Origin of the sequence: Streptomyces sp. JW3 (assembly GCF_052216785.1) — a bacterium.
Classification (GTDB): domain Bacteria; phylum Actinomycetota; class Actinomycetes; order Streptomycetales; family Streptomycetaceae; genus Streptomyces.
The window spans coordinates 42664-66557 of record NZ_JBQOUX010000014.1 but is presented as its reverse complement, the minus strand read 5'-3'; the positions used below and the strand labels follow the sequence as shown (position 1 = coordinate 66557).

The 23894-nt window shown below is 73.1% G+C and carries 20 protein-coding genes; 11 read left to right on the top strand and 9 right to left on the bottom strand.

Annotated elements, in window-relative coordinates; all coding sequences use genetic code 11:
* Nucleotides 1-70: 70 nt before the first annotated feature.
* On the bottom strand, nucleotides 71-1093 hold the full coding sequence (locus ACTT8P_RS08825) for an aspartate-semialdehyde dehydrogenase (protein ID WP_442830980.1): 1023 nt from the start codon (nucleotides 1091-1093) through the stop codon (nucleotides 71-73).
* A 332-nt stretch (nucleotides 1094-1425) separates the two neighbouring features.
* On the opposite strand from ACTT8P_RS08825, the gene ACTT8P_RS08820 reads away from it, so the two are divergent.
* The gene (locus ACTT8P_RS08820) at nucleotides 1426-1956 is read left to right on the top strand and encodes an RNA polymerase sigma factor (protein ID WP_442830979.1); all 531 of its coding nucleotides are present in this window, start codon (nucleotides 1426-1428) and stop codon (nucleotides 1954-1956) included.
* A 1-nt stretch (nucleotide 1957) separates the two neighbouring features.
* Nucleotides 1958-2656, top strand: coding sequence for a hypothetical protein (locus ACTT8P_RS08815; protein WP_442830978.1), 699 nt, complete (start codon nucleotides 1958-1960; stop codon nucleotides 2654-2656).
* 58 nt (nucleotides 2657-2714) lie between these two features.
* Here the strand turns inward: ACTT8P_RS08815 and ACTT8P_RS08810 are convergent, their stop codons facing one another.
* On the bottom strand, nucleotides 2715-6026 hold the full coding sequence (locus ACTT8P_RS08810) for a S8 family serine peptidase (protein ID WP_442830977.1): 3312 nt from the start codon (nucleotides 6024-6026) through the stop codon (nucleotides 2715-2717).
* A 230-nt stretch (nucleotides 6027-6256) separates the two neighbouring features.
* Here ACTT8P_RS08810 and ACTT8P_RS08805 point away from each other — a divergent pair, with 230 nt between their 5' ends.
* The 4 genes from ACTT8P_RS08805 to ACTT8P_RS08790 all read left to right on the top strand — a co-directional run bounded on the left by ACTT8P_RS08805 (nucleotide 6257) and on the right by ACTT8P_RS08790 (nucleotide 12621).
* Nucleotides 6257-6709, top strand: coding sequence for an NUDIX hydrolase (locus tag ACTT8P_RS08805; RefSeq protein ID WP_442830976.1), 453 nt, complete (start codon nucleotides 6257-6259; stop codon nucleotides 6707-6709).
* A gap of 232 nt (nucleotides 6710-6941) precedes the next feature.
* Nucleotides 6942-8708 carry a TIGR03767 family metallophosphoesterase gene (locus tag ACTT8P_RS08800; protein WP_442830975.1) on the top strand — a complete coding sequence of 589 codons (1767 nt, stop codon included), beginning with the start codon at nucleotides 6942-6944 and terminating at the stop codon, nucleotides 8706-8708.
* Nucleotides 8709-8822: 114 nt separating this feature from the next.
* Entirely contained in the window at nucleotides 8823-10979 is a 2157-nt protein-coding gene (locus ACTT8P_RS08795) for a hypothetical protein (protein WP_442830974.1), read from the top strand.
* A 4-nt stretch (nucleotides 10980-10983) separates the two neighbouring features.
* On the top strand, nucleotides 10984-12621 hold the full coding sequence (locus ACTT8P_RS08790; RefSeq protein WP_442830973.1) for an amino acid ABC transporter substrate-binding protein: 1638 nt from the start codon (nucleotides 10984-10986) through the stop codon (nucleotides 12619-12621).
* Nucleotides 12622-12628: 7 nt separating this feature from the next.
* On the opposite strand, the gene ACTT8P_RS08785 is transcribed toward ACTT8P_RS08790, so the two are convergent.
* Complete coding sequence (locus tag ACTT8P_RS08785; protein ID WP_442830972.1) at nucleotides 12629-12820, bottom strand: DUF397 domain-containing protein; 192 nt, start codon at nucleotides 12818-12820, stop codon at nucleotides 12629-12631.
* Between the two features lie 3 nt (nucleotides 12821-12823).
* Complete coding sequence (locus ACTT8P_RS08780; RefSeq protein WP_442830971.1) at nucleotides 12824-13702, bottom strand: helix-turn-helix domain-containing protein; 879 nt, start codon at nucleotides 13700-13702, stop codon at nucleotides 12824-12826.
* A 201-nt stretch (nucleotides 13703-13903) separates the two neighbouring features.
* On the opposite strand from ACTT8P_RS08780, the gene ACTT8P_RS08775 reads away from it, so the two are divergent.
* Nucleotides 13904-14329: an ATP-binding protein gene (locus ACTT8P_RS08775; protein WP_442830970.1), complete on the top strand. Its 426-nt coding sequence runs from the start codon at nucleotides 13904-13906 to the stop codon at nucleotides 14327-14329.
* Between the two features lie 14 nt (nucleotides 14330-14343).
* Here the strand turns inward: ACTT8P_RS08775 and ACTT8P_RS08770 are convergent, their stop codons facing one another.
* Nucleotides 14344-14598: a hypothetical protein gene (locus tag ACTT8P_RS08770; protein WP_442830969.1), complete on the bottom strand. Its 255-nt coding sequence runs from the start codon at nucleotides 14596-14598 to the stop codon at nucleotides 14344-14346.
* Between the two features lie 10 nt (nucleotides 14599-14608).
* Nucleotides 14609-15334, bottom strand: a complete 726-nt coding sequence (locus ACTT8P_RS08765) for a hypothetical protein (RefSeq protein WP_442830968.1) — start codon at nucleotides 15332-15334, stop codon at nucleotides 14609-14611.
* A 200-nt stretch (nucleotides 15335-15534) separates the two neighbouring features.
* Between ACTT8P_RS08765 and ACTT8P_RS08760 the strand changes: the two genes are divergently transcribed.
* The 3 genes from ACTT8P_RS08760 (at nucleotide 15535) to ACTT8P_RS08750 (ending at nucleotide 19192) form a co-directional block, all read left to right on the top strand.
* Complete coding sequence (locus ACTT8P_RS08760; protein ID WP_442830967.1) at nucleotides 15535-16233, top strand: Crp/Fnr family transcriptional regulator; 699 nt, start codon at nucleotides 15535-15537, stop codon at nucleotides 16231-16233.
* Nucleotides 16234-16367: 134 nt separating this feature from the next.
* Nucleotides 16368-18947 carry an ATP-binding protein gene (locus tag ACTT8P_RS08755; RefSeq protein WP_442830966.1) on the top strand — a complete coding sequence of 860 codons (2580 nt, stop codon included), beginning with the start codon at nucleotides 16368-16370 and terminating at the stop codon, nucleotides 18945-18947.
* Between the two features lie 11 nt (nucleotides 18948-18958).
* Nucleotides 18959-19192 (top strand): hypothetical protein, encoded by a 234-nt coding sequence (locus tag ACTT8P_RS08750; protein WP_442830965.1) that lies wholly within the window; start codon nucleotides 18959-18961, stop codon nucleotides 19190-19192.
* Here ACTT8P_RS08750 and ACTT8P_RS08745 read toward each other — a convergent pair whose 3' ends face one another.
* Nucleotides 19193-20161, bottom strand: a complete 969-nt coding sequence (locus ACTT8P_RS08745; RefSeq protein ID WP_442830964.1) for a hypothetical protein — start codon at nucleotides 20159-20161, stop codon at nucleotides 19193-19195. It lies immediately after the preceding gene.
* Nucleotides 20162-20237: 76 nt separating this feature from the next.
* The gene (pepN, locus tag ACTT8P_RS08740; RefSeq protein ID WP_442830963.1) at nucleotides 20238-22832 is read right to left on the bottom strand and encodes an aminopeptidase N; all 2595 of its coding nucleotides are present in this window, start codon (nucleotides 22830-22832) and stop codon (nucleotides 20238-20240) included.
* Nucleotides 22833-23005: 173 nt separating this feature from the next.
* Here pepN and ACTT8P_RS08735 point away from each other — a divergent pair, with 173 nt between their 5' ends.
* A complete protein-coding gene (locus tag ACTT8P_RS08735) occupies nucleotides 23006-23644 on the top strand; it encodes a mycothiol-dependent nitroreductase Rv2466c family protein (protein ID WP_442830962.1) in 639 nt (212 codons plus the stop codon).
* On the opposite strand, the gene ACTT8P_RS08730 is transcribed toward ACTT8P_RS08735, so the two are convergent.
* Complete coding sequence (locus ACTT8P_RS08730; protein WP_442830961.1) at nucleotides 23641-23868, bottom strand: hypothetical protein; 228 nt, start codon at nucleotides 23866-23868, stop codon at nucleotides 23641-23643. The genes ACTT8P_RS08735 and ACTT8P_RS08730 overlap by 4 nt on opposite strands.
* Nucleotides 23869-23894: the final 26 nt, after the last annotated feature.

Here is a 23894-nt window from a genome sequence, read left to right as displayed (position 1 = left end):
GCGCCACCGGGCACGCGAAGGGCGTGGTCACCGGGGAGTGACCACGCCCGTGCGCCGTACGTTGGGAGGACTACCGCTTGCCGGACAGCTCGGCCGCCACCAGCTCCGCGATCTGCACCGCGTTCAGCGCCGCGCCCTTGCGCAGGTTGTCGTTGGAGACGAACAGCGCGAGGCCGTTGTCGACCGTCTCGTCCTGCCGGATGCGGCCGACGTAGGACGGGTCCTGGCCGGCCGCCTGGAGCGGGGTCGGGACCTCCGCCAGGGCCACGCCGGGCGCGCCGCCCAGCAGCTCCTTGGCGCGCTCCACGCTGATCGGGTGGGCGAAGCGGGCGTTGATCTGGAGCGAGTGCCCGGTGAAGACCGGCACGCGCACACAGGTGCCGGACACCTTCAGCCCGTCGATCTCCAGGATCTTGCGGGACTCGTGGCGCAGCTTCTGCTCCTCGTCGGTCTCGTGTGAGCCGTCGTCGACGACCGACCCGGCCAGCGGCAGCACGTTGTACGCGATCGGCGCGACGTACTTCTCCGGCTTCGGGAACTCGGCCGCCGTGCCGTCGTGGGTGAGCTTCGGCGCGTCCTCGCCGACCTTCCTCACCTGCTCGAACAGCTCGTCCACACCGGCCAGCCCGGAACCGGACACCGCCTGGTAGGTGGCCACGACCAGCGCTTCGAGGCCCGCCTCGGCGTGCAGCGGACGCAGCACCGGCATCGCGGCCATCGTGGTGCAGTTCGGGTTGGCGATGATCCCCTTGGGGCGGGAGGCGATCGCGTGCGGGTTGACCTCGGAGACCACCAGCGGCACGTCCGGGTCGCGGCGCCACGCCGAGGAGTTGTCGATCACGACCGGGCCCTGCGCGGCGACCTTCTCGGCCAGCGCCCTGGAGGTGGCGCCGCCCGCCGAGAACAGCACGATGTCCAGGCCGGAGTAGTCGGCGGTGGCCGCGTCCTCCACCGTCACCCCGTCCAGGTCCTTGCCCGCGCTGCGGGCGGAGGCGAACAGGCGCAGCTCGGTGACCGGAAAGTCTCGTTCCGTGAGGATTCTGCGCATGACCGTGCCGACCTGTCCGGTGGCTCCGACGATTCCGACCCTCACGGCGACTCCCTTTCGTGACCTGCGTGCGTCCGGCCTGTGCGGCCGGGACCTTTCCATCATGCGGTCATCCCCGGCCCGGCTGTCCACCGCATTGCCCGCGGACCGGGTTCGGCGGGCGCCGCAGGGACGACGGCCGCACCCCTGCCGAGCTGGAGGAATTAACCCGCTGCGGCCCCGGCGCCGCAAGCTGTGCTGCCCCGGCCCCTGCCCCTTTCGCCCCGGCCCACACCCGGTGTGACGTACGCCTCCCCGCCCTCGCCGGGCCCGGAGCGAACGTTTTCGCCGACTGCGGCGTCGTAGAGAAAACGCGGCGAGGGGAGAGGGGGCGGCCGGTGCTGCGCGGAAAGATCCGCCGGGGGCGGGATCAGGCGGTCGGCGACGATCCGCTGGACGCGGTCCAGGAGCGGCGGGTGCGGGCGGTGCTCGCGCTCGGCGGGGTGCCGCAGGCGGACCTGCCGGACGGGGTGCAGCAGGTCAGGCTGCGGCTGCTGGAACGGGCGGCGAGCGGACAGGAGGCGCCCCGGGACGTCTCGGCGTGGGCGGCGGTGGTCGCCTCCAACCTGGCCATGGACTGGCACCGGGCCAAACGCCGCCAGCAGCGGATCGGCGAGCGGCTCGCCGCGCTGCGGCACAGCGACCACCCCTCCGGCGAGGACACCAGCCTGCTCTCGCTGGCCGTCGCCCGCGGCCTGGACGCGCTGCCCGCCGCCCAGCGCCAGGTCGTGGTGCTGCGCTTCTACGCCGATCTGCCGGTGCGCGGCATCGCCGCGGAGCTGGGTGTTCCCGAGGGCACGGTCAAGAGCAGGCTGCACACGGCGGTCCGGGCCCTGCGCGCCCGTCTGCACGAGGACGAGGTGGTGTGAGATGGCCGCCGAGCACGAGGCGTACGAGGGCGCCGTCCCGGACGACGCGCTGCTGGCCGCGATCATGGGGGAGCCGCTGCCGCCGGGGTCGGCCGAGGCCGCCGACGTGACGGTGCTGCGGGAGCAGCTGGGGGTGATCGCGGGGGCGCTGAGCGAGCCCTCGCCGCCACGGGAGCGGGCCTCGGCGGTACGGGAGCGGGCCCCGGCGGTACGCCGCCCGCGCCGCCGCCGGCAGCTGCTCCTCGGCGCGCTCGCCGTGGCCTGCGCGGGCGCCTTCCTGTCCGGCATGGCGTGGCTGGTCACGCAGGCCGGGCCCGGTGGTGCCGACGACGCCGGGGCCGGCAGCGCGGCCGACTCCGGCGGCAAGGAGGCCGCCGCCGCCCCCTTCGGCAGCCCCGGCTACCTGGCCTGCGCCCGGCTGGTCGCCGAGGCCACGGTGACCGACGTGGAGCCGGCGCCCGGCGACGGAGGCCTGCGGATCACGGCGCGGATCACCCGGCCGTACGTGCCCGACAAGGCGTCCGGCGAGGTCGGCTTCCTGACCGAGGAAGCCCTCGGCGTGGGCGACCGGGTGCTGTTCGGGCTCCCGGCGCACGGCGTGCACCCGGACGTCCTCTTCGTCGGCGAGGCCGGGATCGCCCCCGAACGGGCCCGCGTCACCGCCGCCCTCCCGGCGTCCCGCACCCTGGCCTGCGAGTAGGGAGCGAAGAGGGGGCGGGCGCCGCGGCGCCCGCCCCCTGCGCACGCGCCGTACCGGACTACGGCACGACCTTCTCGATCGCCACGCTGCCGGTGCCCGCGACCGTGCCGCGGGCATTCGTCAGCTGCACACGACCGACGGATTCGCGGCCCTCCGGTGCAGGCGACAGCGCGGTGACGCTGCCGGTGAACGACATGGACTCGCCGGAACCAAGGTGCACCGGGTCTGCTGCCGGAACACTTACGGACCCGAGGGAGGAGGCGTAAAAGACGTCTCCGTAGTCGTATTCGGTCGAGCTGGCAGGGACCGAATAGGCGACAACCTTGACGGTGTAGGTGCCGATGGCGGGACCGGCAAGCGAGACCGATTCTTCGGAGTCGCCGTCGGCGGAGCTGCCCACTTCCTCGCCAGCCGCGTCGTACACATACAAGTCCAGGTCGGCGGCGGCGTCGGAGACGTTGCCGATCGCCACGTCCAGCGAGGTGGCGCCCTCGGGCACCTCGACGGTGGTGGTCTGCGCGTCGCCCTCGGCGATGGTGGGACGGCTGGTCAGGGACGAGCCCAGCGGGCCGCCCACCAGCTTGCCGCCCTCGATCGCGGCGTACTTGTTGGTCACCGTCCAGGAGGCGTCGATCGGGGTGCCTGCCTGCGCCTCGGGCACCGTCACGACCTCGGGGGCGAAGTCGGCGCCGAGGACGGAGACGTCCAGCTGGTACGGGTTGTCCAGCAGCGGCGAGGTGCGGCGCGACTCGACCTCGACCTCCCACACCCCCGGCTGCGGGTCGGCGTACGCGCGCACGTCGGGCTTGCAGCCGTTGCCGTCGAGGTAGTTGTTGTAGCAGTACGGCGTGGAGGTCTCGTCGAGCGGGACGCCGTACGGGTGGATGGTGATGAACCGGGTCTGGCTCTTGCCCTTCAGCCCGCCGATGGCGACCTCCAGGGACTTGGCGCCCTCGGGGACCGTCACGAAGTAGGACGCGGTGCTGTTGCGCTGCACCGAACCGGACGCGGAGTAGGTGTACTCGACCTCCGGAGCGACCACGACCGTGGTCATGACCTGCTGGTCGACGCCCTCGGTCTTCGGGTCATCCACCTCCAGGATCGCGCTCTTGAGCCCCTCGGAGCGGGGCGCCGCCCGCACCTTGACGGTGACCGGCTGGTTCAGCGGCAGGTTCACCGTGCGGGAGCCGACCACCTGGAAGGTCGAGCCGGCGTTGTTGGCGAGGCTCAGCTCGTGCCGGATCGCCTTGTCCGCGCCGGAGGTGCGGGTGAGGGTGATCTCGTACGTCTTCTTCTGGCCCGCCTTCAGGCCGCCCTCGCGGTCGTAGAGGCCGGTGCCGAAGCCCGGGGTCTCAAGCGCGTAGTCGATCGCGGTGTCGACCGGGGCCTTGACCGTGTACGTGTGCGCGGTGGCGCCCTTGCGGATCGACTTCCAGGCGTCCACGACGTTGATCAGGCCCGCGCCCTCCTCGTACGCCTGCACACCCTTGATGTGGTCGGCGGTCGAGGTCAGCGCGGTGCGCAGGTTCGCCGGGGTGAGGTCGATGTGCTTCTGCTTCGCGGCCGACAGCAGCAGCGCGGAGGCGCCCGCGGCCTGCGGGGAGGCCATCGAGGTGCCCTGGAGCATGCCGTAGCCGGCGGGCAGCGAGTAGCCCGCCTCGGCGACCGGGGCGCCCGGCAGCCAGGTCTGGATGGAGTTGATCGCCGCGCCCGGCGCGGTCAGCGTCGGCGTGAACCCGCCGTCCTCGCGCGGGCCGCGCGAGGAGAACGGCATCATGGCGTACTTCTTCTCCACCGCCGAGCCGTAGTTGACCGCCCAGGTCTCCTTGGAGATGGACGCGCCGACCGAGATGACCTTGTCGGCCAGGCCGGGGTCGCCGACGGTGTTGGCGCCGGGGCCGTCGTTGCCGGCCGAGATGACCAGCTGGACGCCGTACTCGTCGATGAGCCGGGTGTACAGCTCCGCGCGGGCGTTGTTGCCGTCGTTCAGGGACGGCAGGCCGCCGATCGACATGTTGACGATGTCGACGCCCCGGTTGACGACCAGGTCGATCATGCCCTCGGTGAGCGCCACGTTGGTGCAGCCGCCGGTCCAGGTGCAGGCCCGGGAGGAGACGATCTGCGCGCCGGGGGCGGCGCCGTCCATCTGCCCGCCGAACAGGCCGTTGGCGGCGGTGATGCCCGCGACGTGGGTGCCGTGCTCGGACTCGATGACGCCGATGTTGACGAAGTCGGCCTTGGCGCCCGCGCTGTTGTAGACGACGTCCTTGCGGATCTCGACGACGAACGGCTGCCGCTCGGCGACGTCGGTGGCCGGGTCGTCGGTGCCGAAGTAGCCGACCTGGTAGCCGTCCTTGTACGGCTTCATCGCGGTGTCGTCGGAGAAGTCGTGGTTGTTGTTCAGGTCGACCCGGACCGTGCCGGCCGCCGCGTCGTACAGCACGCCCCAGGAGTCGGTGGTGTCGCCGTCCCGGTTGGCGTCACCGGCCGCGTCGCCGCCGGTGGTGTACGACTCCAGGAAGGTGGAGACCTTGTACGAGCCCGCGGGCGCCGTCCAGCTCTGACCGCCGTAGGTGAACACCGGACCGGAGACGGAGGCGGTCATCGGCCGCCAGGTGCGGTCCCCGTCGACCACCGGGTCGGTCGCGGTGACCCAGTCGACGATCTTCCGCTGTCCGGTGCTGGTCTTCTGGAGCGCCGGGTGGGACAGGTCCACGCCCGAGTCCAGGATGCCGATGGTGATGCCGCGGCCGTCCGCCTTCGGGTTCTGCTTGACGAAGTCGACGGCGCCGGTCTCGAAGGACGGGTTGTACGGGTTCTTCGCCGGGGTGTTCTTGCCGGGCGCCTTGGCGGCGGTGGCCGTGGCCTTCTCGGCGGCGCCCTTGGCGGTGTCCGCGCTCGGCGTCGGGTCGTCGAGGGCGATCTCCTCGCGTAGATCGATGCCGTGCACGGAGGAGAGCTTCGCGGCGGCGGCGATCGCGGCGTCCGCCTTGGCGGTGGGGACGGTGGCGCGGACGTAGCCGAGCTTGTCGTAGGTGCGGCCGACGGTGCCGCCCTCGACCGCGTCCAGTTTCTTCGCCACCTCGGCGGTGTCGCCGGGCGCGGTGGCGACCATCATCGTGACGGTCTTGTCGCCGTCGGCCTTGGCCTCGGCGAGCCGGTCCGCGTCGTCGGAGCCGAGCTTGTCGTCGGCGGACTTCACGGACGGGTCGGCGGCGGCCGGGGCGATGCCGGCCGTCGGGCCGTCGGCGGCCAGGGCCAGCGGTACTGGTCCGGCCGCGGCGAGCGCGGCGACCAGACCGGCGGCCACGGCGATCCGGGCCGCGCGTCTGCCACCCGGTATCGGGTCACGCTGGGGAGTGTGGGTCATCGGCATCCCTTGTGGACGGCGGTACAGAAAACGACCGAGGCTGCTCTGTCCCGATCGTCGTCGTCCGGAATGCGATCCGAGACGACCGCTCAGCCTTACCCAAGGGATCGTTGTTTGGGGAGAGTTCACCGGGGCGGGATGAGGTCATGGCGTACTTCCGCCATGCGCCACCGGGGACACAAGGGGCGGGCCATGACAATCCTGTGAGCGCGGCACGTTAACGTCCCGGCGTGCGACGGAAGCTGCGGGTGGCGGCCTACGCCCTCTGTGTACGGGACGGACAGGTGCTGCTGGCCCGGTCGCCGGGGCCCGGCGGGGTGCCCGAGTGGGTGCTGCCGGGCGGCGGCATGGAGCACGGCGAGGACCCCTGCGACACGGTGGTGCGGGAGGTCGCGGAGGAGACCGGATACCGGGTGGAGGTCACCGGTCTGCTCGGCGTGGACTCCAACCGGGTCGTCCGGCCCGGGTGGTTCGGCCGTCCCGTGGACCACCACGGCGTCCGCCTGGTCTACGAGGCCCGGATCACCGGAGGTGAACTCCGGCACGAGGTCGGCGGCTCCACCGACCTGGCCGCCTGGCAGGAGCTCGGCGCGGTGGCCGGGCTGACCCGGGTGCCGCTGGTGGACGCCGGGCTGCGGCTGTGGCGGGAGCGGCCGGCGGCGGGGCGGCTGCCCGCGGGGTAGCGGTCCGGTACCCCGGCAGGTGAACGCCGGGCGACCGCTTTCCGGCCGGTCGAGGAGCGGTTGCGAACGCGGGGGGTGTCGCATGATCCACGTACGGTGATCGGCGTGGCCCGTTGCGGCCCCGTTCACGCACCGGTCATCCCCGCTGCCAACGATCCGGTAGGAGCGGACGTTCGCGGATGCGACCGTCCGCCGTCACTGCCGGCGCGTTCGCACTCGGGGAGACAAGCGCATGTCGCGCATACGCTCAACCACCGGCTCCGGGCCGGGTGTCCACCGTCGATCCGTCCTCGCCGCCACCGCCGCGGTGGCCGTCGCCGGCGGCGCCGGCTACGCGCTGCGGCCCGACGAGGCCGCGGCCACCGCCGCCGCGGCCCCGGACCGGGCGGCGGCCCTCGCCTCCTCCCGGCAGGCCCCGGCCGCCCCGCTCGCCCCCTACACCCGCGGCACCACCCTCGCCGCCCTGGCCACCCCGGGCTCCGGCGCAGGCTCCGGCTACCGGCGGCTGGCCGACGGACCCGGCTGGCAGCGCGTGGTCCGCGACGGACTGGCGACCGCCAAGTCCGGCCGCGAAAGCCGCCGCACCGCGCTCGCCGCCTTCGTCCAGCTCACCGACCTGCACCTGATCGACACCCAGCACCCGCTGCGCCTGGAATACCTGCGCTCCACCGACGTGCACGCCTGGCGCCCCCAGGAGGCGCTGACCGTGCAGGGCGCCATCGCGCTCGTCGAGCGGATCAACGCGCTGCGCGGCGCCCCCGTCACCGGCGCGCCGCTGCACTTCGCGATGACCACCGGCGACAACACCGACAACAACGCCCGCACCGAACTGGAGTGGTTCCTCACCGTCATGAGCGGCGGGCGCGTCACCCCGAACTCCGGCGACCCCCGGCACTACGAGGGCGTCCAGAACAGCGGCCTCACCCAGTACTGGCAGCCCGACGCGGCGGTCCGCGACGCCGACAAGCAGCGCGGCTTCCCGCACCTGGACGGCTTCCTGGCCGCCGCCACCCGCGAGGTCCGCAGCCCCGGCCTGAACCTGCCCTGGTACTCGACCGTCGGCAACCACGACGCCATGCCGCTGGGCTGCTACGCCTCGCACGGCGACTCCTACCTCACCGAACTCGCCGTCGGCGGCCGCAAGCTGATGGAACTGTCCGCCGCCGAGGCCGCGCGGCTCCAGACCGCCCTGAAGCAGGCCGACGACCCCCGGGGCGCCCAGTACCACGATTTCCTCAAGGCGCACGCCCGCGCCATGCGCCCCGTCACCCCGGACGAGAAGCGCGCCCCCTTCACCCCGGCCGAGTACCTCAAGGCCCACCTGGACGCCGCGTACCTCGGTCCGGGCCCGCACGGCCACGGCTACTCCACCGCCAACGTCGAGGCCGGCACCCAGTACTACAGCTTCCGCATCGCCGACGACGTGCTCGGCATCAGCCTCGACACCACCGACCCCGGCGGCCACTACGAGGGCTCCATCGGCGCGGCCCAACTCGCCTGGCTGAACCGGACACTGACGGACCACGCCGACTCCTACGCCGTCGTCTTCAGCCACCACACCAGCAAGACCATGGACAACACCCGCCCCGACCCGGCCCACCCGGCCGACCGGCGCCACGACGGGGACGACGTGGTCGCGCTGCTGGGCCGCCACCGCAACGTGCTGGCCTGGGTCAACGGCCACATCCACCGCAACGCCGTCACCCCGCACACCGGGTCGGACGGCCACTCCTTCTGGGAGATCTCCACCGCCTCCCACGTAGACCATCCGCAACTCGCCCGGGTCATCGAGCTGGTGGACAACAAGGACGGCACGCTGTCCCTGTTCACCACCCTCGTCGAGTCATCGGCCCCGGCCCGCACCGACTTCACCGACCTGTCCCAGACCGGCCTGGCCGCCCTCTACCGGGAACTGTCCCTCAACGCCCCCGGCGCCCGCACCGACCTGGCGGGCGACGCGGCCGACCGCAACACCGAACTGCTGCTCAAGAAGGGCTGAGCCTGTCGCATAACAGCCGTTGTTCTGTCAGAAGCCACGTGTTCCACTAATCTCCATGCACCACATCGGTCACCCGCTCCCGGGCGGGCGGGCGGGCGTCCACGGGGGAGATGCGTGTATGAGGACCTGGGCTTCGAGACACTCCTCGGCGCGGACGGCTTCTTCGCGCGCCTGCTAGGGCGGTCGCCGTCGGGCGCCGCGCGCAAGCCGCTGTACGGACCCGACCTGCCCGTGGTGCTGGTCAACGGCGGCCCGGGGATGGGCAAGGGGCGGCTGCTGCGGGCGGTACTGGACCGGTTCGCCCGTCAGGTGCCGGTGATCGCCCTGGACTGCGCCTCGGTGGTGTACGCCGACCGGGCCCGGCCGGAGCCCCGTGCCCGCTCGGCGGTGACCGAGCTCCTGGTCGAGGCCGCGCTGCTGCTGCACACCTGGCGGGGAACGGGCGGCGGGTTCACCTTCCCGCGGCTGTTCGCGGGCCTGGCGGTGATCTCGACCGGCGTCGCGGGCGGCACCGCCGAGGCGATCAGGACAGAGGTCGAGCGGTACGAGGAGCTGATCGGGCAGCCGCGGCTGCACGGACTGACGCGCGACTTCTGGCGCGGCGCGCTGACGGGGGCGGTACGGCGAATGCTGGAGGTGCTGGCCGGCCAGACGCTCGGCCCGTACGGGGCGGTCGCGCTCAGCGCCCTGCTCGACGCCCTCTTCGAGCGCGTGACACCCCGGGCCGAGGTGGCACTGACCCGGCTCTACGGCGACTACCCCGGCGCGGCCGGCCAGCCCAAGCACGGGCTGCGCCGGCTCGCCGCCGACTTCCTGGCCGGCGGTGAGCGGCGGGAGGACGCCGAGCGGCGCCAGGACGCCGAGCGCTTCCTGTTCCGCGCGTTGCGCGAGGATCTGGAGGCGGCGTACGGCGGGCTGGGAGGCTGGCTGGGCCGGGTCGGCCGGCCGGGGCTGCTGCTGGACCACGCCGATCAACCGCTGGGCGAGCGGCTGCTGCGCGCCGTCCTCACCGACCGCCGGGCCGGGCAGCGCGACCGCGTGGTGGTCGTGGGCACGGCGCGCGGGGCGGACGGCGGCGACTTCCTGCACGGGGGCCTGCCACCGAGACCGGTGGCGGAGTTCCGGCCCGCCGACGGGGCGCCGGCCACCTGGTCCCGCCGCGCCGACCCGGAGCAGGACCGGGGTCCGCTGTCCGCCGGGGTGCTCATGCTGCGGATGCCGTTCCTCACCGGCGACCCGCTCCGCCGGGCGACCGAGCACATCCAGCTGACCGCGGCGCCGGGCAACCCCACCAGTCGCCGCCGTATCACCGCCGCCGTGACCCAGCTCAGCGGCGGACGGCCGCACGCGGTGATCCGGCTGGCCACCGCCGCCGCCGGCCACCCGATGGAGCCGGACGACAACGACCGGGCCATCCTTGACGCCGAGCTGCACCACCCGGCCGGCGCGCCCGGGCGGCCGGTGGCGGACGTACTGCTTCGGGAACTGGTCCTCGACCAGCTGCCGGTGCGGCTCGCGGAAGAACACCACGACCAGTGGCTCGACCTCCTCACCCACCTGTCGGTGGCGCACGACCCGGGGTGCGCGGACGTCCTGCTGCGCCGCCACCAGGCGAACCGCGTCCACCGCCTGACCGCCCACGACGTCGTGCGGCTGCTCCACGACACCGGGTGGCCCGGCTGCGCGCGGCACTTCATCGGCGACTTCGGCCTGCGCCAACTGCTGGTGCACCGGCTGTACGGGCTGGAGCGCGCCGGCGCCGCCTGGTATGCCGACCACCATCTGCTGCGCGACCACTACGCCCTGAGCGAGCCGAGCGGCGGCGCGTTCCACTCGGCGGCCGTCCACCGGATGAACCACCACCTCGTCTCCGGCGGCGTCGACGACGTGGTCCGCCACCTCGCCGCCACCCTCCCCGGCCGCCCCCGCGCGTGGTGCGGGGAACTGCTGGAGATCGCCCAGGCGCCGTATCCGGGCGGGGCGGACGAGCGCCGCCGGCGCGCCCAGGGGCTGGTACCGGTCGACGGACCGCCGCTGCGCCGCACCGTCGACCAACTGCTGCACGCCGTATGGCTGTGCGAGGAGCGCACCAGGCCGACCGGGAGTGACATGGCCCGCACCCTGGAGCAACTGCTGAGACAGCTGTCGATCATGGACTTCGACGGGGCCGGGGAACTCGGCCCGACCGCCACCGAGTGGAGCCGGCTGGTCGCCAACGAACGGCCACTGCTCCATTGCGACTGCACCGATCAGCTCGGCCGAAGGGGGTGACGGGATGGCCATCCGGCTACCCGGCTGGAACCGACTGCCCAGGTGGGGGAAGATCCTGTACGCGCTGGCGGGCGTGGCGGTGCTGCTGGCCGCCGGTCTGTACGGCGTGCCCGCCCTGCAGAAGCCGGACACCTGCCACGAGGGCGTCGAGAAGATCGGCGACGAGTGCGTCGGGGTCGACGGCTCGGGCTACGACTTCGGCACATCGACGATCAGCGCGGTGGCCAAGGCCATCGCGGCGGAGAACGACAGGATCGCGGACCAGCCGCACGTCACCGTGGCGATGATGCTGCCGCTCCAGTCGGACACGCCCGGACTGCGGCGGCAGATGCGCAGCGACCTCCAGGGCGCGTATCTGGGACAGCGGCAGGCCAACTCGGGCGAGGGCATCGTGCCCAAGATCCGGCTCGTGCTGGCCAACCCCGGGCAGAACTACGGCCATCAGGACAAGGTCGTGAGCACGCTGCTCGACATGGCCGCGTCCGGCCAGGACAAGTTGCGGGCCGTCACGGGCTTCAACCTCAGCCTCGACGCCACCCAGCAGGCCGTCGAACGTCTGACACAGGGCGGCGTCCCGGTGCTCGCCTCCCGGATCAGCGGAGACGGGATCGCGAACGTCGACGGGAAGAAGCAACGGTTCCCCGGCCTGGCCCGGATCATCGCCACCAACGGTGACGCGGCCGAGGCCCTGGCCAACTTCAACGGCGAGCGGGGCCGGCGGAACGCCCGGACGGTGCTGGTCTACGACACCCGCCCGGACGCCTACGTCGAGTCGCTGGCGAGCGCGTTCCGGGGGATCGAGGAGACGGGCCCGGCCGGTCCCGCCGACTCGCCCTTCGAATCGCCGGGGATCGACGAGGCCGGCTCGACCGGCAGCGTGTTCGAGCAGATCGCCAACAACATCTGCCAGTCCGCGGCCGACACCGTCTACTTCGCGGGGCGCACGTTGCACCTGCGGATCTTCGCGCTGACGCTCGCCAAACAGACCTGCGCCGACCGGCACTTCACCCTGGTCAGCGGCTCCGACGCCGCCTCGCTGCGACAGACCATGACCGAGCGGGACTGGGCGCAGTTGGGCGGCGAGGACGGCGCGGCGAAGGTGACGGTCCAGTACGCCGCCCCCGCGCACCCGGATGCCTGGGACACCGAACTGGCCGCCTGGACCGAGCGGTGGCGGGCGACCCACGACCGCGAGCCGACCGCGGCGGAACTCCCCCAGTACCTCACGGAGCCGAAGGCGGCCCTGGACGCACTCGACGACTTGATCGAGAGCGTGAGCAAGGCGGGCACGGACCTCGGCTCCACCCCGGACCTGAAGGACTCCCGCACCATGCTCGTCCACGACGGCCTGGTCACCATCGGCACCGCCCTGCACGAGATGCAGGGCAACAACGCCGAGCAGGCGCCCAGCCTCGCGGACGTCAGCCAGGAGTGGTCGAAACTCCAGTCGGCGCACCGGGTGCGGGGCACGAGCGGCCTGATCTGCCTGACCAGCGGCGGAAATCCGTACGACAAGCCGGTCGCGGTGGTCGAACTGAGGCCGGGTCAGGGCTCGGTCGGCACATTGCAGTTCGTCGGCCTGGGCTGGCCCACCGGCACCCCGCAGCCGAAGAACTGCGTGATCCCGAGCGGCACGTCCTGAGACGGCCTCAGCCGAGGTCCCGCTGGGTGAGGTGGGTGAGGAAGGGTTGCCAGGCGGTGGGGGAGAGGTGCAGGGCGGGGCCGGCGGGGTGCTTGGAGTCGCGGACGGCTATGGCGGAGGGGAGGAGGGCGGCCTCGACGCAGTTCTGGCCCGCGTCACTGTAGGAGGACTTGAACCAGGCGGGTTCGGTTGTGGTCACGGTTCACAGCTCCCGGTCTAGTCGGTGGAGGAACTCGGGGGTGTCCTCGGGTGACAGGGCCGATGCTGTCATGGCGTCGAACCGGCGCCGAAACCGGTCGACTTCGCGTGGCTTGTCCGACGTCGACACGGACCCCCAGGCGCTGTCCGTCTGCACACGCGGTGGGAATCCGGCGCCGAAGTCGAGGATCGCGAAGTCGTTGATCGAGCGGTAACCGGTGCGGAAGGGCAGCACCTGGATGGTGATGTGCTCCCAGGTGGCCAACTCCTCGATACGCCGGAACTGTTCACGCAGGACGTCGGCGCCTCCGATCGGAAAGCGCAGGGCAGCTTCCCCCAGGATGACGTGCAGCTTCACGGGGGTCTCCCGGGTCAGCACCTCCTGACGTCTCATCCGTAGCTCCACGCTGTTCCGGATGAACTCCGTCGTGTACTCCTCGACCGACTTCTGCACGTCGTGGACGGCGCGTGCGTAGCGCTCGGTCTGGAGCAGGCCGTACACCAGCGTCGGGTGGTACGCCTTCATGGCCTGGGCCTCCGGTTCGAGCCCGACGAAACCCGGCATCCCGGCGGGCATGAGCCCTCGGTACTGGGTCAGCCAGTCCTGCTGATTGGACTCCCGGTTGAGACTGATCAGCGACTCGATGACGTCCTCGTCGGTGACCCCGTACTTGGTGAGCAGCTTCCGCAGGTCGCCGACGAACCGGAAGTTGAGCGAGCCGGTCTCGATGCGTTGCAGGGATGCCTCGGAGATCCGCAACCCCGTCACTGCTTGTTTCCGGGTCAGTCCGGTTCCCTGTTCCGTCTCGCAGTTCTCGCGCAGCTGGCGCAGTTGCAGACCGAGTTCGAGCCGTTGCGCCGTACGTCCGCGCTTCGCAGCCATGTGCACCGCCCTTGTACTCCAGCACGTTGTGCTTGGTTCCGTGTGCGGAGTGTGACACTCGGTGTGCGGTGGGCGCAGCCGATCGCGCGGATTCCGGCATAGTCCACTTTCTCCACCGCTGAATTTTCAGCGCGCGTTCGATTGTGACCACCAGGGCGGGACGAACACGCTGGTCGGACAACCGGCACGAAAGGACCACCGATGCCCAGCCCCCTGCCTTCCACCGCCCTCCTCCACGACTGGTCCATGGGGTATCCCATGGTCCCCCGCAGCGTGCGGCTGGCCCGTGTTCAGGTGCGCCGTCGGCTGACGATGTGGGAGTGGGGCGGAGATGTGGACGACGCCGTGCTGGTCGCCTCGGAGCTGGTTGCCAACGCCGTGCGGCATGGGCGGCTGCCGGGGCACGAACTGTGGCTCGGGATGCGGGAGTCGGCGGACCGGGTGCTGACGGTCGAGGTGTCGGACCCAGTACCGGCGTTCCCCGAGCCGAGGGTGGACCCGGAGGGTGAGGGTGGGCGGGGGCTGCTGGTCGTGGCGGGACTGGCGACGGAGCTGGAGTGGTTCTCGCGCGGGGACGTCGGCAAGACGGTGCGTGCCCGATTGGCGGCGCCCCTGGGAGACGCGTGACGCCGTTGCCCGCCTCACCCCCGCCCGTGCACGTGCTGGGTGCCGTGCTGTACGGCGAAGACGGCCGCGCCGTCCCGTGCGGTGTTCGTCTGCCGGAGGACGGGCGGGGCGTCGTCGGGCCGGTGTTCCGCCGGGGCCGGCCGGTCGTCGCCGGGGCGACGGAACAGTGCGGTGACCGCGTTGCGGGTCTCCTGCCACAGGTCGGTGGCCATGGCGGCGACCAGCGCGGCGGTTCCGGTCTCCGCGGCGAGGGAGAGTTCGTCGTTCATCGGCGCTCCTTCAGCGGTCTCGGGTGACGGTGATGTGCTGGTCGCCGTTCTGGTTGGCGTAGACGGCGCCGCCGTGCGAGGCGGTGTTGGTCATCGTGGCGCCGCCGGCCGGCCGGGCGGGCGGCTTCGGGCGCGGCGGGGTCCAGCCGGGGGTGTGCAGCCACGCCTGGGTGGCGAGTTCCTTCACCTTGACGTCCACCCGGTGGAACTGGCCCGGATCGATGCCGTCGTAGCCGTGCCGCACCGTCTCGTCGTAGAAGTGCTGCGACATCAGGAGGGAGAGCGGGACGCCGGCCGGCGCCGCGGCCAGTGCCTCGCGCGCCGCCGGGGCGTCCAGCAGCCGGGCCAGCGTCTCCAGCGGGCTCCCGGCCACCTCGCCGCCGGGCGTCAGACAGATCTCCCCGGCGTGCAGGGCGACGCGGACCCGGATGCGGGTGGCGTCACCCGGGGCGGCGGCGTTGTGGTCGGTCAGCAGCCCGGCGAGTTCGCGCACCAGCGGATGGACCAGGTTCGCCTTCCGCGTCCCGGCGGGCGCGGCCAGCAGCAGCCCGTCGCCCAGATCGGCGCGCGGGCACGCCGCCCAGTCCACGCCGGCCCGCGCGCAGGCCGTGCGCAGCACCGACCGCAACGTCTCCCGGTTGCGCAGCAGCGGCACGTTGCCGCGCCCCGACGACTTCTCGATGTCCACGGCCAGCACGGCCCGGTACTCCCACTGCTCTTCGGCCTGCTCTTCCACGCGGCACGCGCCCTTCTCGGTCGACCGGTGGCGCGGAGCCCGTGCGTGACGGGCCCCGCGCCGGCTCCCCCTGCCCCAGTGTGACCCGGGGGCCGTGCGAACAACCCGTAGGAATACGGGGAGTACTGGGGTGCCGGGACCTTTCTGGTGCGCACACTGGTCCGGGCGGCACGAACGGACCCCAGAGGGAGGCGGAACCGATGGACGCAGGCCGCACGGACGGCGACTGGCCGCCCGGCACCCTGCTCGGCGGCCTCGGCCCGGCCGACCGGCGGCGGCTGCTGGAGCTGGGCACGCGGGTGCCGTACCCGGCCGGGCGGGTGCTGCTGCGCGAGGGCGACCGCACCGACCACGTACTGATCCTGCTGAACGGCCTGGTCAAGGTCACCGCGCACGCCGACGACGGCCGCGACGCGCTGCTGGCCGTCCGGGTCGGCGGCGACATCGTCGGCGAGTTCGCCGCCGTCGACGGCCGCCCCCGCTCGGCCACGGTGACCGCCTGCGGACCGGTGCTCGCGCGCAGCGTCACCCGGGCCGAACTCGACGCCTGCACCCGCGCCGAGCACCGCATCGCCCACGCCCTCCAGCAGACCGTGGTGGCCAAACTGCGCGCCGCCACCACCCACCGGGTCACCTTCACCGGCTGTGACGCGGCCACCCGGGTGGCCCGGGTCCTGCACCACCTGGCCCTCGCGTACGGCGCACCGGCCGGCGCGGGCGCCGAGATCCGCTGGCCGATCACCCAGCAGGAACTGGCCACCCTCGCGGGCGCCTCGGAACCCAGCGTGCACAAGACCCTGCGCCGGTTCCGGGAGACCGAGGTGGTCACCCCCGGCTACCGCTCCATCCGCGTCGACGACCTGCGCCGGCTGCACGCCATCGCCTACGCGGAACGCTGAGCGCCACTTGTGAGAGGTCGGTGGCAGCCCTGCGCGGGCCACCGGGAAACCGTAAATCTACGGGGGCCGGACCGACGTACGGGGCTAGCGTGACGGGTCGTTCGACGGTCGGACAGCACGACAACGGGGTGACGATGACCGCAAACGACGCAAACGACGCAAACGACGCAAACAACAGGAACGACGGGAACGACGGGAACGCGGCCGAGGTGGACCCGCCCGGCGGGAACCGGGCCGACATCGACGGGGACGCCAACGCGCCGGTCGTGGTGGGCTCCCACAACCTCGTCATCGACGCGGACCACGGGTCCACCGTGACGGTGCTCATGGCGGGCCGGCGGCCGCGCCCCGAGCGCCGGCGCACGGTCGCGCTGCTGCCGCGCCGGCAACGCCCGCCGCTCGGCCGGGAGGCCGAACTCGCCGTGCTCGCCGCCGCCGTCGCGGCCGGCGAGACGGTGCAGCTGTGGGGCGAGCCCGGCGTCGGCAAGAGCGCGCTGCTGCGCTACGCGGCCCGCGCGCTGCCGCCCGGCGAGCACGGGGTGCTTTTCCTCGACGCCGCCCGGCGCGAACCCGAGGACCTCGCCCAGGACATGTTCGAAGCCTGCTACGAGACCAGCGGCTACGCCCCCGCCACCAGCGACCTGCGCCGCCTCATGACCGGCCTCAAAGCGACGGTGTACGTCGACAACGCCGACTACACCCCGGCCCAGTTGCGCGCCCTCATGGACACCGCGCCCGACGCCACCTTCGTCCTCGCCTCCCGGGAGGGCTCGCTGCTCGGCGACGACGGCACCGCGCGACGGCTGGCCGGCGTCGACCTGGACGCGGCGATGGAACTGCTCGGCCGGGAGCTGGGCCGGCACGTGGTGGAGGCCGACGAGCAGGACGTCGCCGCGGCCCTGTGGGAGGCCGCGGCCGGCCGCCCCCTGCCGCTGCTGCGGGCGGCGGCCCTCGCCCGGCTCGACCCGGCGGCCGCGCTGCCCCGGCCCGGCGCGGTGGCCGAACTGCTGCCGCCGCTGCTCACCCGGCTCGACGCCCCGGCCCGGCGCGCCCTGCACCTCCTGGGCATCCTCGGCGGCGCCGAGGTCGACCCCGCGCACCTGGGGCTGCTGGACGGCGCCGAGGACCCCGGCGCGCTGTACGCCTCGCTCGCCGTGCTCGGGCTGGCCGAGGAGACGGAGCGCGGCTACCGGGTGGTCACGGACGTCGTACCGGCACTGCGGGAGCACGGCGGGCCCGCGCCGTTCTCCGTGGAGCAGTTGTGCCACCACTTCGCGCGCTGGGCCGGGCAGGCCACCACCAGCCCCGCCCAGGTCGCCGCGCACACCGGCGCGCTGGAGCGGGTCGCCGAGCTCGCGGACCGGGCCGGCCGCCCGGACCTCGCCGTCCGGGTCGCCCGCGCCGCCTCCCCGGCGCTGGCCCGCTCGCTGCGGTTCGGCGTCTGGGGCCGCCTCCTCGACCGCGGCCTGCCGGCGGCACGGCGGGCCGAGGACCGGTGGGCGGAGGCGTACTTCACGCACGAGCAGGGCGTCCGCGCGGCGCTGACCGGCAACCGGGTCGCCGCGGGGGTGCTCCTGGCCGGCGCGGTCAAACTCTGGCACGACCTGGGCGACAGCCAGGGCGCTCAGGCGGCGTCGGCGGCCCAGCAGTACCTGCCCCAGCAGCCACCGCCCGCCGACCCGACCCCCGCCGCCCCGTCCCCCGACGGAGGCACCGCCGCCACCCCGGCCGGCCCGTCGTCCCCGGACCCGGCATCGGCACAGCCACCCACGGCCCCGTCAGGGCCCGACCCGACGAGCGGCCAGGCGACCGGGCCCTCGGGAGGCGACGGCTCGGCGGGGCAAGGAGCGAATCCGCCGGGAGGCGACGGCTCGGCGGGGCAAGGAGCGAATCCGCCAGGAGGCGACGGCTCGGCGGGGCAAGGAGCGAATCCGCCAGGAGGCGACGGCTCGGCGGGGCAGGGCGTGAATCCGCCGGGAGGCGACGCGTCGGCGGGCCAGGCGGTGAACCCACCCGGGCCCGACCCGTCCGCCGCCTCGACGGCGCACGCGCCGGCCGGCACCGACCCGTACTCCCTGCACGCCACGACCACCACCCCGCCCCCCGACCTGTCCGCAGTGCACGCCGCGCACGCCGCACACGCCGCGACCGGCGCGACCGGCGCGGCCGCACCGGTGAGCACCGGAGCCGCCGCGGCCCTCAAGGTCCTCGCGGCCGTCGCCGCCGTCGTCATCGGCGGCGTCGCCGTGGACCAGTACCAGGACGCCCAGCACACCTCGTCCACCACCACCGCCCCGTCCCCGAGCTACTCCGCCCCCTACACACCGCCGGACACGAGCATCTACGACGAGGCGGAACCGACACCGACGCCGGAACCGACCGGACTCGCGGGCGTGTGGCAGTTCAGCGACGGACGCATGGTCCAGTTCACGGAGTCGGGTTCGGACACCTACACGTCCTCGTGGCAGGACAACTGCGGCGAGAGCCACACCACGGAGTACACCGGCGGCGGCAGCACCTACAGCGCCACCCAACCGATCTACGACGTCAATGACGCCACCTGCGCCGGGGGGCCGGTCGGGAACGCCGCCATCTCGGTCACGATCGGCTCGGACCCGGACACCGCGGAGTACTCGGCGGAGATGACGTCGGCCTACCAAGAGGGCGCGCAGTGCTACAGCTGCGGCTCGTACACCCTGACCAGACTGTCCTGAGGAGCCCACCGATGTCCCCCAAGAAGCAGCAGCCCGGCAGCAACAACTCCGTCCGCATCGGCGGCGACGCCCACGGCCCCGTCGTGGTCGGCGACGGCAACCACGTCGACGCCCGCCCGCCCGGCCCGGCCCCGCAGCCCGCCGGCCCGGTCATGAACAACACGGCGGACCAGGGCGCCACCGTCTACGCCGTCCTGAACGGCAACCAGTACCTCGGCCAGGACGACACCCCGCAGCAGAGCTGACTACCGGGGCAGCACCACCACGTACGCGGCGGGCTCCCGGTCGCCCGCCGCCATCAGCGCCGTCCGCACCACCACCGCCTGCTGCTCCGGCCGGTCCCGCAGCCCCCGCGGCGTGAGCTGGACGACGGTGATGCCCAGCCGCTCCAGGTGCGCGCGCCGCCGGGCCCCCCGGGAGGCCGGCGTGTCGTGCCGGTGGGCGCGGGTGTCCAGTTCCAGCGCGACCGCCTGCTCCGGCCAGTACGCGTCGAGGCCGCCCAGATGGGGACCGCCGGGCAGCCGCAGGTCGACGTTCCAGACCGGGTCCGGCAGTCCGTACTCCCGCACCATCCGGTACAGCCGCTCCTCCGCGAGCGCCCGCCCCTCGGCCACCAGCGACTCCACCGCGTCCACCACGTGCGGCCGGCTCAGCAGCCGGGCCCGCCGCAACTCCCGGACCAGCGCGGTCGGTTCGCAGTGGCCGCCGCGTACCGCCTCGGTCATCAGCCGGTGCACGGTCTTCGCGTCGGTCAGCCCCGCCACCGCGTCGGCCAGGGCCCGCGCGACCGGCGCCACGGGCACACCGGTGACGCTCTGCGCCTCGGGCAGCGCGGCCGTACGGACGATCCGGGCCCAGCCGGCCGACCGCAGCCGGCGCTGCCGGGGCACCAGGACGTCGATGACCTCCAGGGACGGCAGCGGCGGAGCGCCGGTGACACCGTGCAGGGTCAGCGCGGCCAGCCCCGTGATCATCGCCTCGGGCCGCTCCGGCGCGCCCGGCCCCGGCTGGACCGGCAGGACGCCCGCGGTCCGCTCCCGTGCCGTGTACAGCAGTACGGCGTGCAGCCGCTCCTCGCTGGTCGGTGGTCCGGGGCGGAGCAGGACGACCCCGGGCAGCAGTTGCTGCCAGGGGCCGCCGGGCCGGCACCGCGCGTCGGCCTCGACGGCCAGGTGGTGCGGCGGGCGGGGGGAGAGCGGGGTGTTGTGCGTCATGCCGGGGAACTTCCCATGCCCGATCCGCCCCTTAACCCCTGTTACAAGGCTGCCGTCGAATCCGGACAAGGCGGCACTAAAGGACGCCAGTTCGGCTGTCGCACTCCTGCCCCCGCAACGCCCGCGCCAAGTCGTCCCGAGCCTCCAGCACCAGCCGCCGAAGCGCGGGCGCGGCCCCTTCATGGGCCGCCAGCCAGGCATCCGTCGCCGCCAGCGTCTCCGGCGAGTCCTGGAGCCCCGGGAACAGCCCGCGCACCACATCCATCCCGATCTGGATCGACCGCTCGCTCCACACCCGCTCGATCACCGCGAAGTACTTCTCCGCGTACGGCGCGATCAGCTCCCGCTGCGACGGCCGGGCGAAGCCCGCGATCGTCGCCTCCACCAGCGCGTTGGACAGCGCGTCCGACTCCACCACCTGCGCCCACGCCTGCGCCTTCACCGCCGCCGACGGCCGGGCGGCCAGGCACCGCACCTGATGCCGCTTGCCGGACGCGGTGTCGTCCCGGGCCAGTTCGGCGGCGAGCACCGCCTCGTCGGCCGCCCCGTGCGCGGCCAGCGGTTCCAGGAACGCCCAGCGCAGCTCCTGGTCGACGTCCAGCCCGTCGATCTTCTCGGTGCCCGCCAGCAGCCCGCGCAGCAGCGCCAGGTCCGCCTCCTCGGCGGCCACCGCCGCGTAGAACCGGGCCCACGCCAACTGCGGCTCGCCGCCCGGCGCCGCCGCCCGCAGCTCCCGCAGCGCGCCCTCGGCCAGCAGCCGGCCGCCGGTCCCCCGCCACTCGGGGGCCGCGTAGTGGGTCAGCGCCGAGTCGGCCCAGGCGTGCAGCATCTGGAGCACGCCGATCTCCGACTCGCGCCCCGCGAACCGCAGTACCAGGTCGATGAAGTCCCGGGCCGGCAGCAGCGCGTCCCGGGTCATGTTCCACAGCGCCGACCAGCACAGCGCGCGGGCCAGCGGGTCGGTCAGGTCGCCGAGCCCGGCCCGCAGCGCGGCCAGCGAGGTCGCGTCGAACCGGATCTTGCAGTACGTGAGGTCGTCGTCGTTGACCAGGACCAGTTCGGGTGCCTGCTGCCCGGCCAGTTCGGCCACCACCGTACGCGGCCCGTCGACGTCCGCCTCGGCCCGCGCGTACCGCTCCAGCGCGCCGCCCTCGCCCCGCCGGTACAGGCCCACCGCCACCCGGTGCGGACGCAGTTCGGGATGCTCCGCCGGGGCGATGACAGCCGCCTCCTGCACCACCGCCAGCTCGTCGATCCGTCCGTCGGTGGTGAGCAGCACCTGCGGGGTCAGCGCGTTCACCCCGGCTGTCTGGAGCCAGGACCGGGCCCAGGCCGCCATGTCCCGGCCGCTGGTCTCCGCCAGCACCGACAGCAGGTCGCCGAGGCGCGTGTTGCCGTACGCGTGCCGCTTGAAGTAGCGCCGCGCGCCCTCCAGGAACGCGTCCTGACCGACGTACGCCACGAGCTGCTTGAGGACGGAGGCCCCCTTCGCGTACGTGATGCCGTCGAAGTTGAGCTTGGCGTCCTCCAGGTCCCGGATGTCGGCCGTGACCGGGTGGGTGGAGGGGAGCTGGTCGGCGCGGTAGGCCCATGCCTTGCGGCGGTTGGCGAAGGTGATCCAGGCGTCCTTGAAGCGGGTCGCGCCGACGTTGGCGAAGGTGCCCATGAAGTCCGCGAAGGACTCCTTCAGCCACAGGTCGTCCCACCACTCCATGGTGACCAGGTCACCGAACCACATGTGCGCCATCTCGTGCAGGATGGTGTTGGCGCGGCCCTCGTAGGACGCCCGGGTCACCTTCCCGCGGAAGATGTACTCCTCCCGGAAGGTCACCAGCCCCGGGTTCTCCATCGCCCCGAGGTTGTACTCCGGCACGAACGCCTGGTCGTACTTGCCGAACGGGTACGGGTAGTCGAAGTGGTCGTGGAAGAAGTCCAGCCCCTGTTTGGTGATCAGGAAGACGTCGTCGGCGTCGAAGTAGGGCGCCAGCCCCTTGCGGCACAGCGCGCCGAGCGGGATCTCCAGCCGGGTGCCGTCGGCGAGGACGCGCTCGTAGGAGTCCGTCACGTAGTGGTACGGACCCGCCACCACGCACGTGATGTACGTCGAGACGGGCTTCGTCTCCGCGAACCGCCACACCCCGTCGACACGCTCGCCCGCGCCGCCCGACCACACCGTCCACTCCTGCGGCGCCCGCACCTCGAACCGGAACGGCGCCTTCAGGTCCGGCTGCTCGAAGCCCGCGAAGACCCGCCGCGCGTCGGCCGGCTCGTACTGGGTGTAGAGGTACACCTCGCCGTCCTCGGGGTCGACGAAGCGGTGCAGGCCCTCGCCGGTACGGGAGTACGCGCACCGCGCGTCGACCACCAGCTCGTTGTCGGCGGCCAGGTCCTCCAGGGCGATCCGGGAGCCGTCGAAGACCTCGCTCGGGTCGAGGTCGCGGCCGTTGAGCGACACGGCGGTCACGCTCGGCGCGATCAGGTCGGCGAAGCTCGCGGCGCCCGGCTCGTTGCAGCGGAACCGGACCGTGGTGACGGACCGGAAGGTGCGCGGCCCGTCCCCGTGGTGCTCGCCCACCGCCGAGCGCACGTCGAGGGACACCTCGTACCCGTCGACGGACAGCAGGGCGGCCCGCTCCCGGGCCTCGTCGCGGGACAGATTCTCACCGGGCACGGGCGGCACTCCCTCGGCACGTGTTCAGGATGTGGACAGCACCGATCCTCCCATGTGCCCCTGACGGCGGACAGCCGGGGAATGGGCGCGGCCCGGCCCGGTGTTCAATGAGGCGTCGTCCGCCGCACCATGCGCACCACGTTCGCCGCACCACGTGCCCTACGAGGAGAGACATGTCGGAGAAGACCCCCGTCGACTTCTGGTTCGACCCGCTGTGCCCCTGGGCCTGGATGACCTCCCGCTGGGTGCTGGAGGTGGAGAAGGTCCGTGACATCGAGGTGCGCTGGCACGTGATGAGCCTGGCCGTGCTCAACGAGGACAAGCTCGACGACCTCCCCGAGGAGTACCGCGAGATGCTCGCGACCAAGGCGTGGGGCCCGGTCCGCGTCGTCGCCGCGGCCCAGGAGGAGCACGGCCCCGAGGTCCTCGGCGCCCTGTACACCGCGCTCGGCACCCGCTTCCACAACCAGGGCGAGGGCCCGACCAAGGAGGCCACCGCCGCCGCGCTGAAGGAGGCGGGCCTGCCCGACTCCCTGATGGACCACTGGGACGGCACACCGTACGAGCCGCAGCTGCGCGCCTCCCACCAGGAGGGCATCGACAAGGTCGGCCAGGAGGTCGGCACCCCGGTCATCGCCGTCCCCGGCGCCGACGGGACGCAGCTCGCCTTCTTCGGCCCGGTCGTCACCCCCGCCCCCAAGGGCGAGGAGGCCGCCCGCCTGTGGGACGGCACCCTCGCGGTCGCCTCGGTTCCCGGCTTCTACGAGATCAAGCGAACCCGCACCAAGGGCCCGGACTTCAGCAACCTCTAGGCGTCCTCGGCGGCGGCCGGCTGTCCGAACCGCTCGGGCAGCAGGCCGCCGCCGGACGTGCGGAAGAACGGCTGGTACCAGCGGCAGCCCGCGGCACCGCAGCGCCACAGGTCGCCCACGTAGTACCGGTCCCCCTTCTCCTCGCGCACCGCCGCCTTCTCCTCGCCGGTGAGCTGCCGGAAATCCTGCATGGTGCCGCAGGTCGGGCACGCCTTGTGGCTCATCCGGTCCCCTTTCAACCGGTCCCCTT

Coding starts and splice junctions, on each gene's coding strand:
- ACTT8P_RS08750 (WP_442830965.1), top strand. CDS start 18,959: ATGTCCCCCAAGAAGCAGCAGCCCGGCAGCAACAACTCCGTCCGCATC.
- ACTT8P_RS08730 (WP_442830961.1), bottom strand. CDS start 23,868: ATGAGCCACAAGGCGTGCCCGACCTGCGGCACCATGCAGGATTTCCGG.
- ACTT8P_RS08800 (WP_442830975.1), top strand. CDS start 6,942: ATGTCGCGCATACGCTCAACCACCGGCTCCGGGCCGGGTGTCCACCGT.
- ACTT8P_RS08755 (WP_442830966.1), top strand. CDS start 16,368: ATGACCGCAAACGACGCAAACGACGCAAACGACGCAAACAACAGGAAC.
- ACTT8P_RS08775 (WP_442830970.1), top strand. CDS start 13,904: ATGCCCAGCCCCCTGCCTTCCACCGCCCTCCTCCACGACTGGTCCATG.
- ACTT8P_RS08790 (WP_442830973.1), top strand. CDS start 10,984: ATGGCCATCCGGCTACCCGGCTGGAACCGACTGCCCAGGTGGGGGAAG.
- ACTT8P_RS08735 (WP_442830962.1), top strand. CDS start 23,006: ATGTCGGAGAAGACCCCCGTCGACTTCTGGTTCGACCCGCTGTGCCCC.
- ACTT8P_RS08745 (WP_442830964.1), bottom strand. CDS start 20,161: ATGACGCACAACACCCCGCTCTCCCCCCGCCCGCCGCACCACCTGGCC.
- ACTT8P_RS08810 (WP_442830977.1), bottom strand. CDS start 6,026: ATGACCCACACTCCCCAGCGTGACCCGATACCGGGTGGCAGACGCGCG.
- ACTT8P_RS08760 (WP_442830967.1), top strand. CDS start 15,535: ATGGACGCAGGCCGCACGGACGGCGACTGGCCGCCCGGCACCCTGCTC.
- ACTT8P_RS08815 (WP_442830978.1), top strand. CDS start 1,958: ATGGCCGCCGAGCACGAGGCGTACGAGGGCGCCGTCCCGGACGACGCG.
- ACTT8P_RS08770 (WP_442830969.1), bottom strand. CDS start 14,598: ATGAACGACGAACTCTCCCTCGCCGCGGAGACCGGAACCGCCGCGCTG.
- ACTT8P_RS08780 (WP_442830971.1), bottom strand. CDS start 13,702: ATGGCTGCGAAGCGCGGACGTACGGCGCAACGGCTCGAACTCGGTCTG.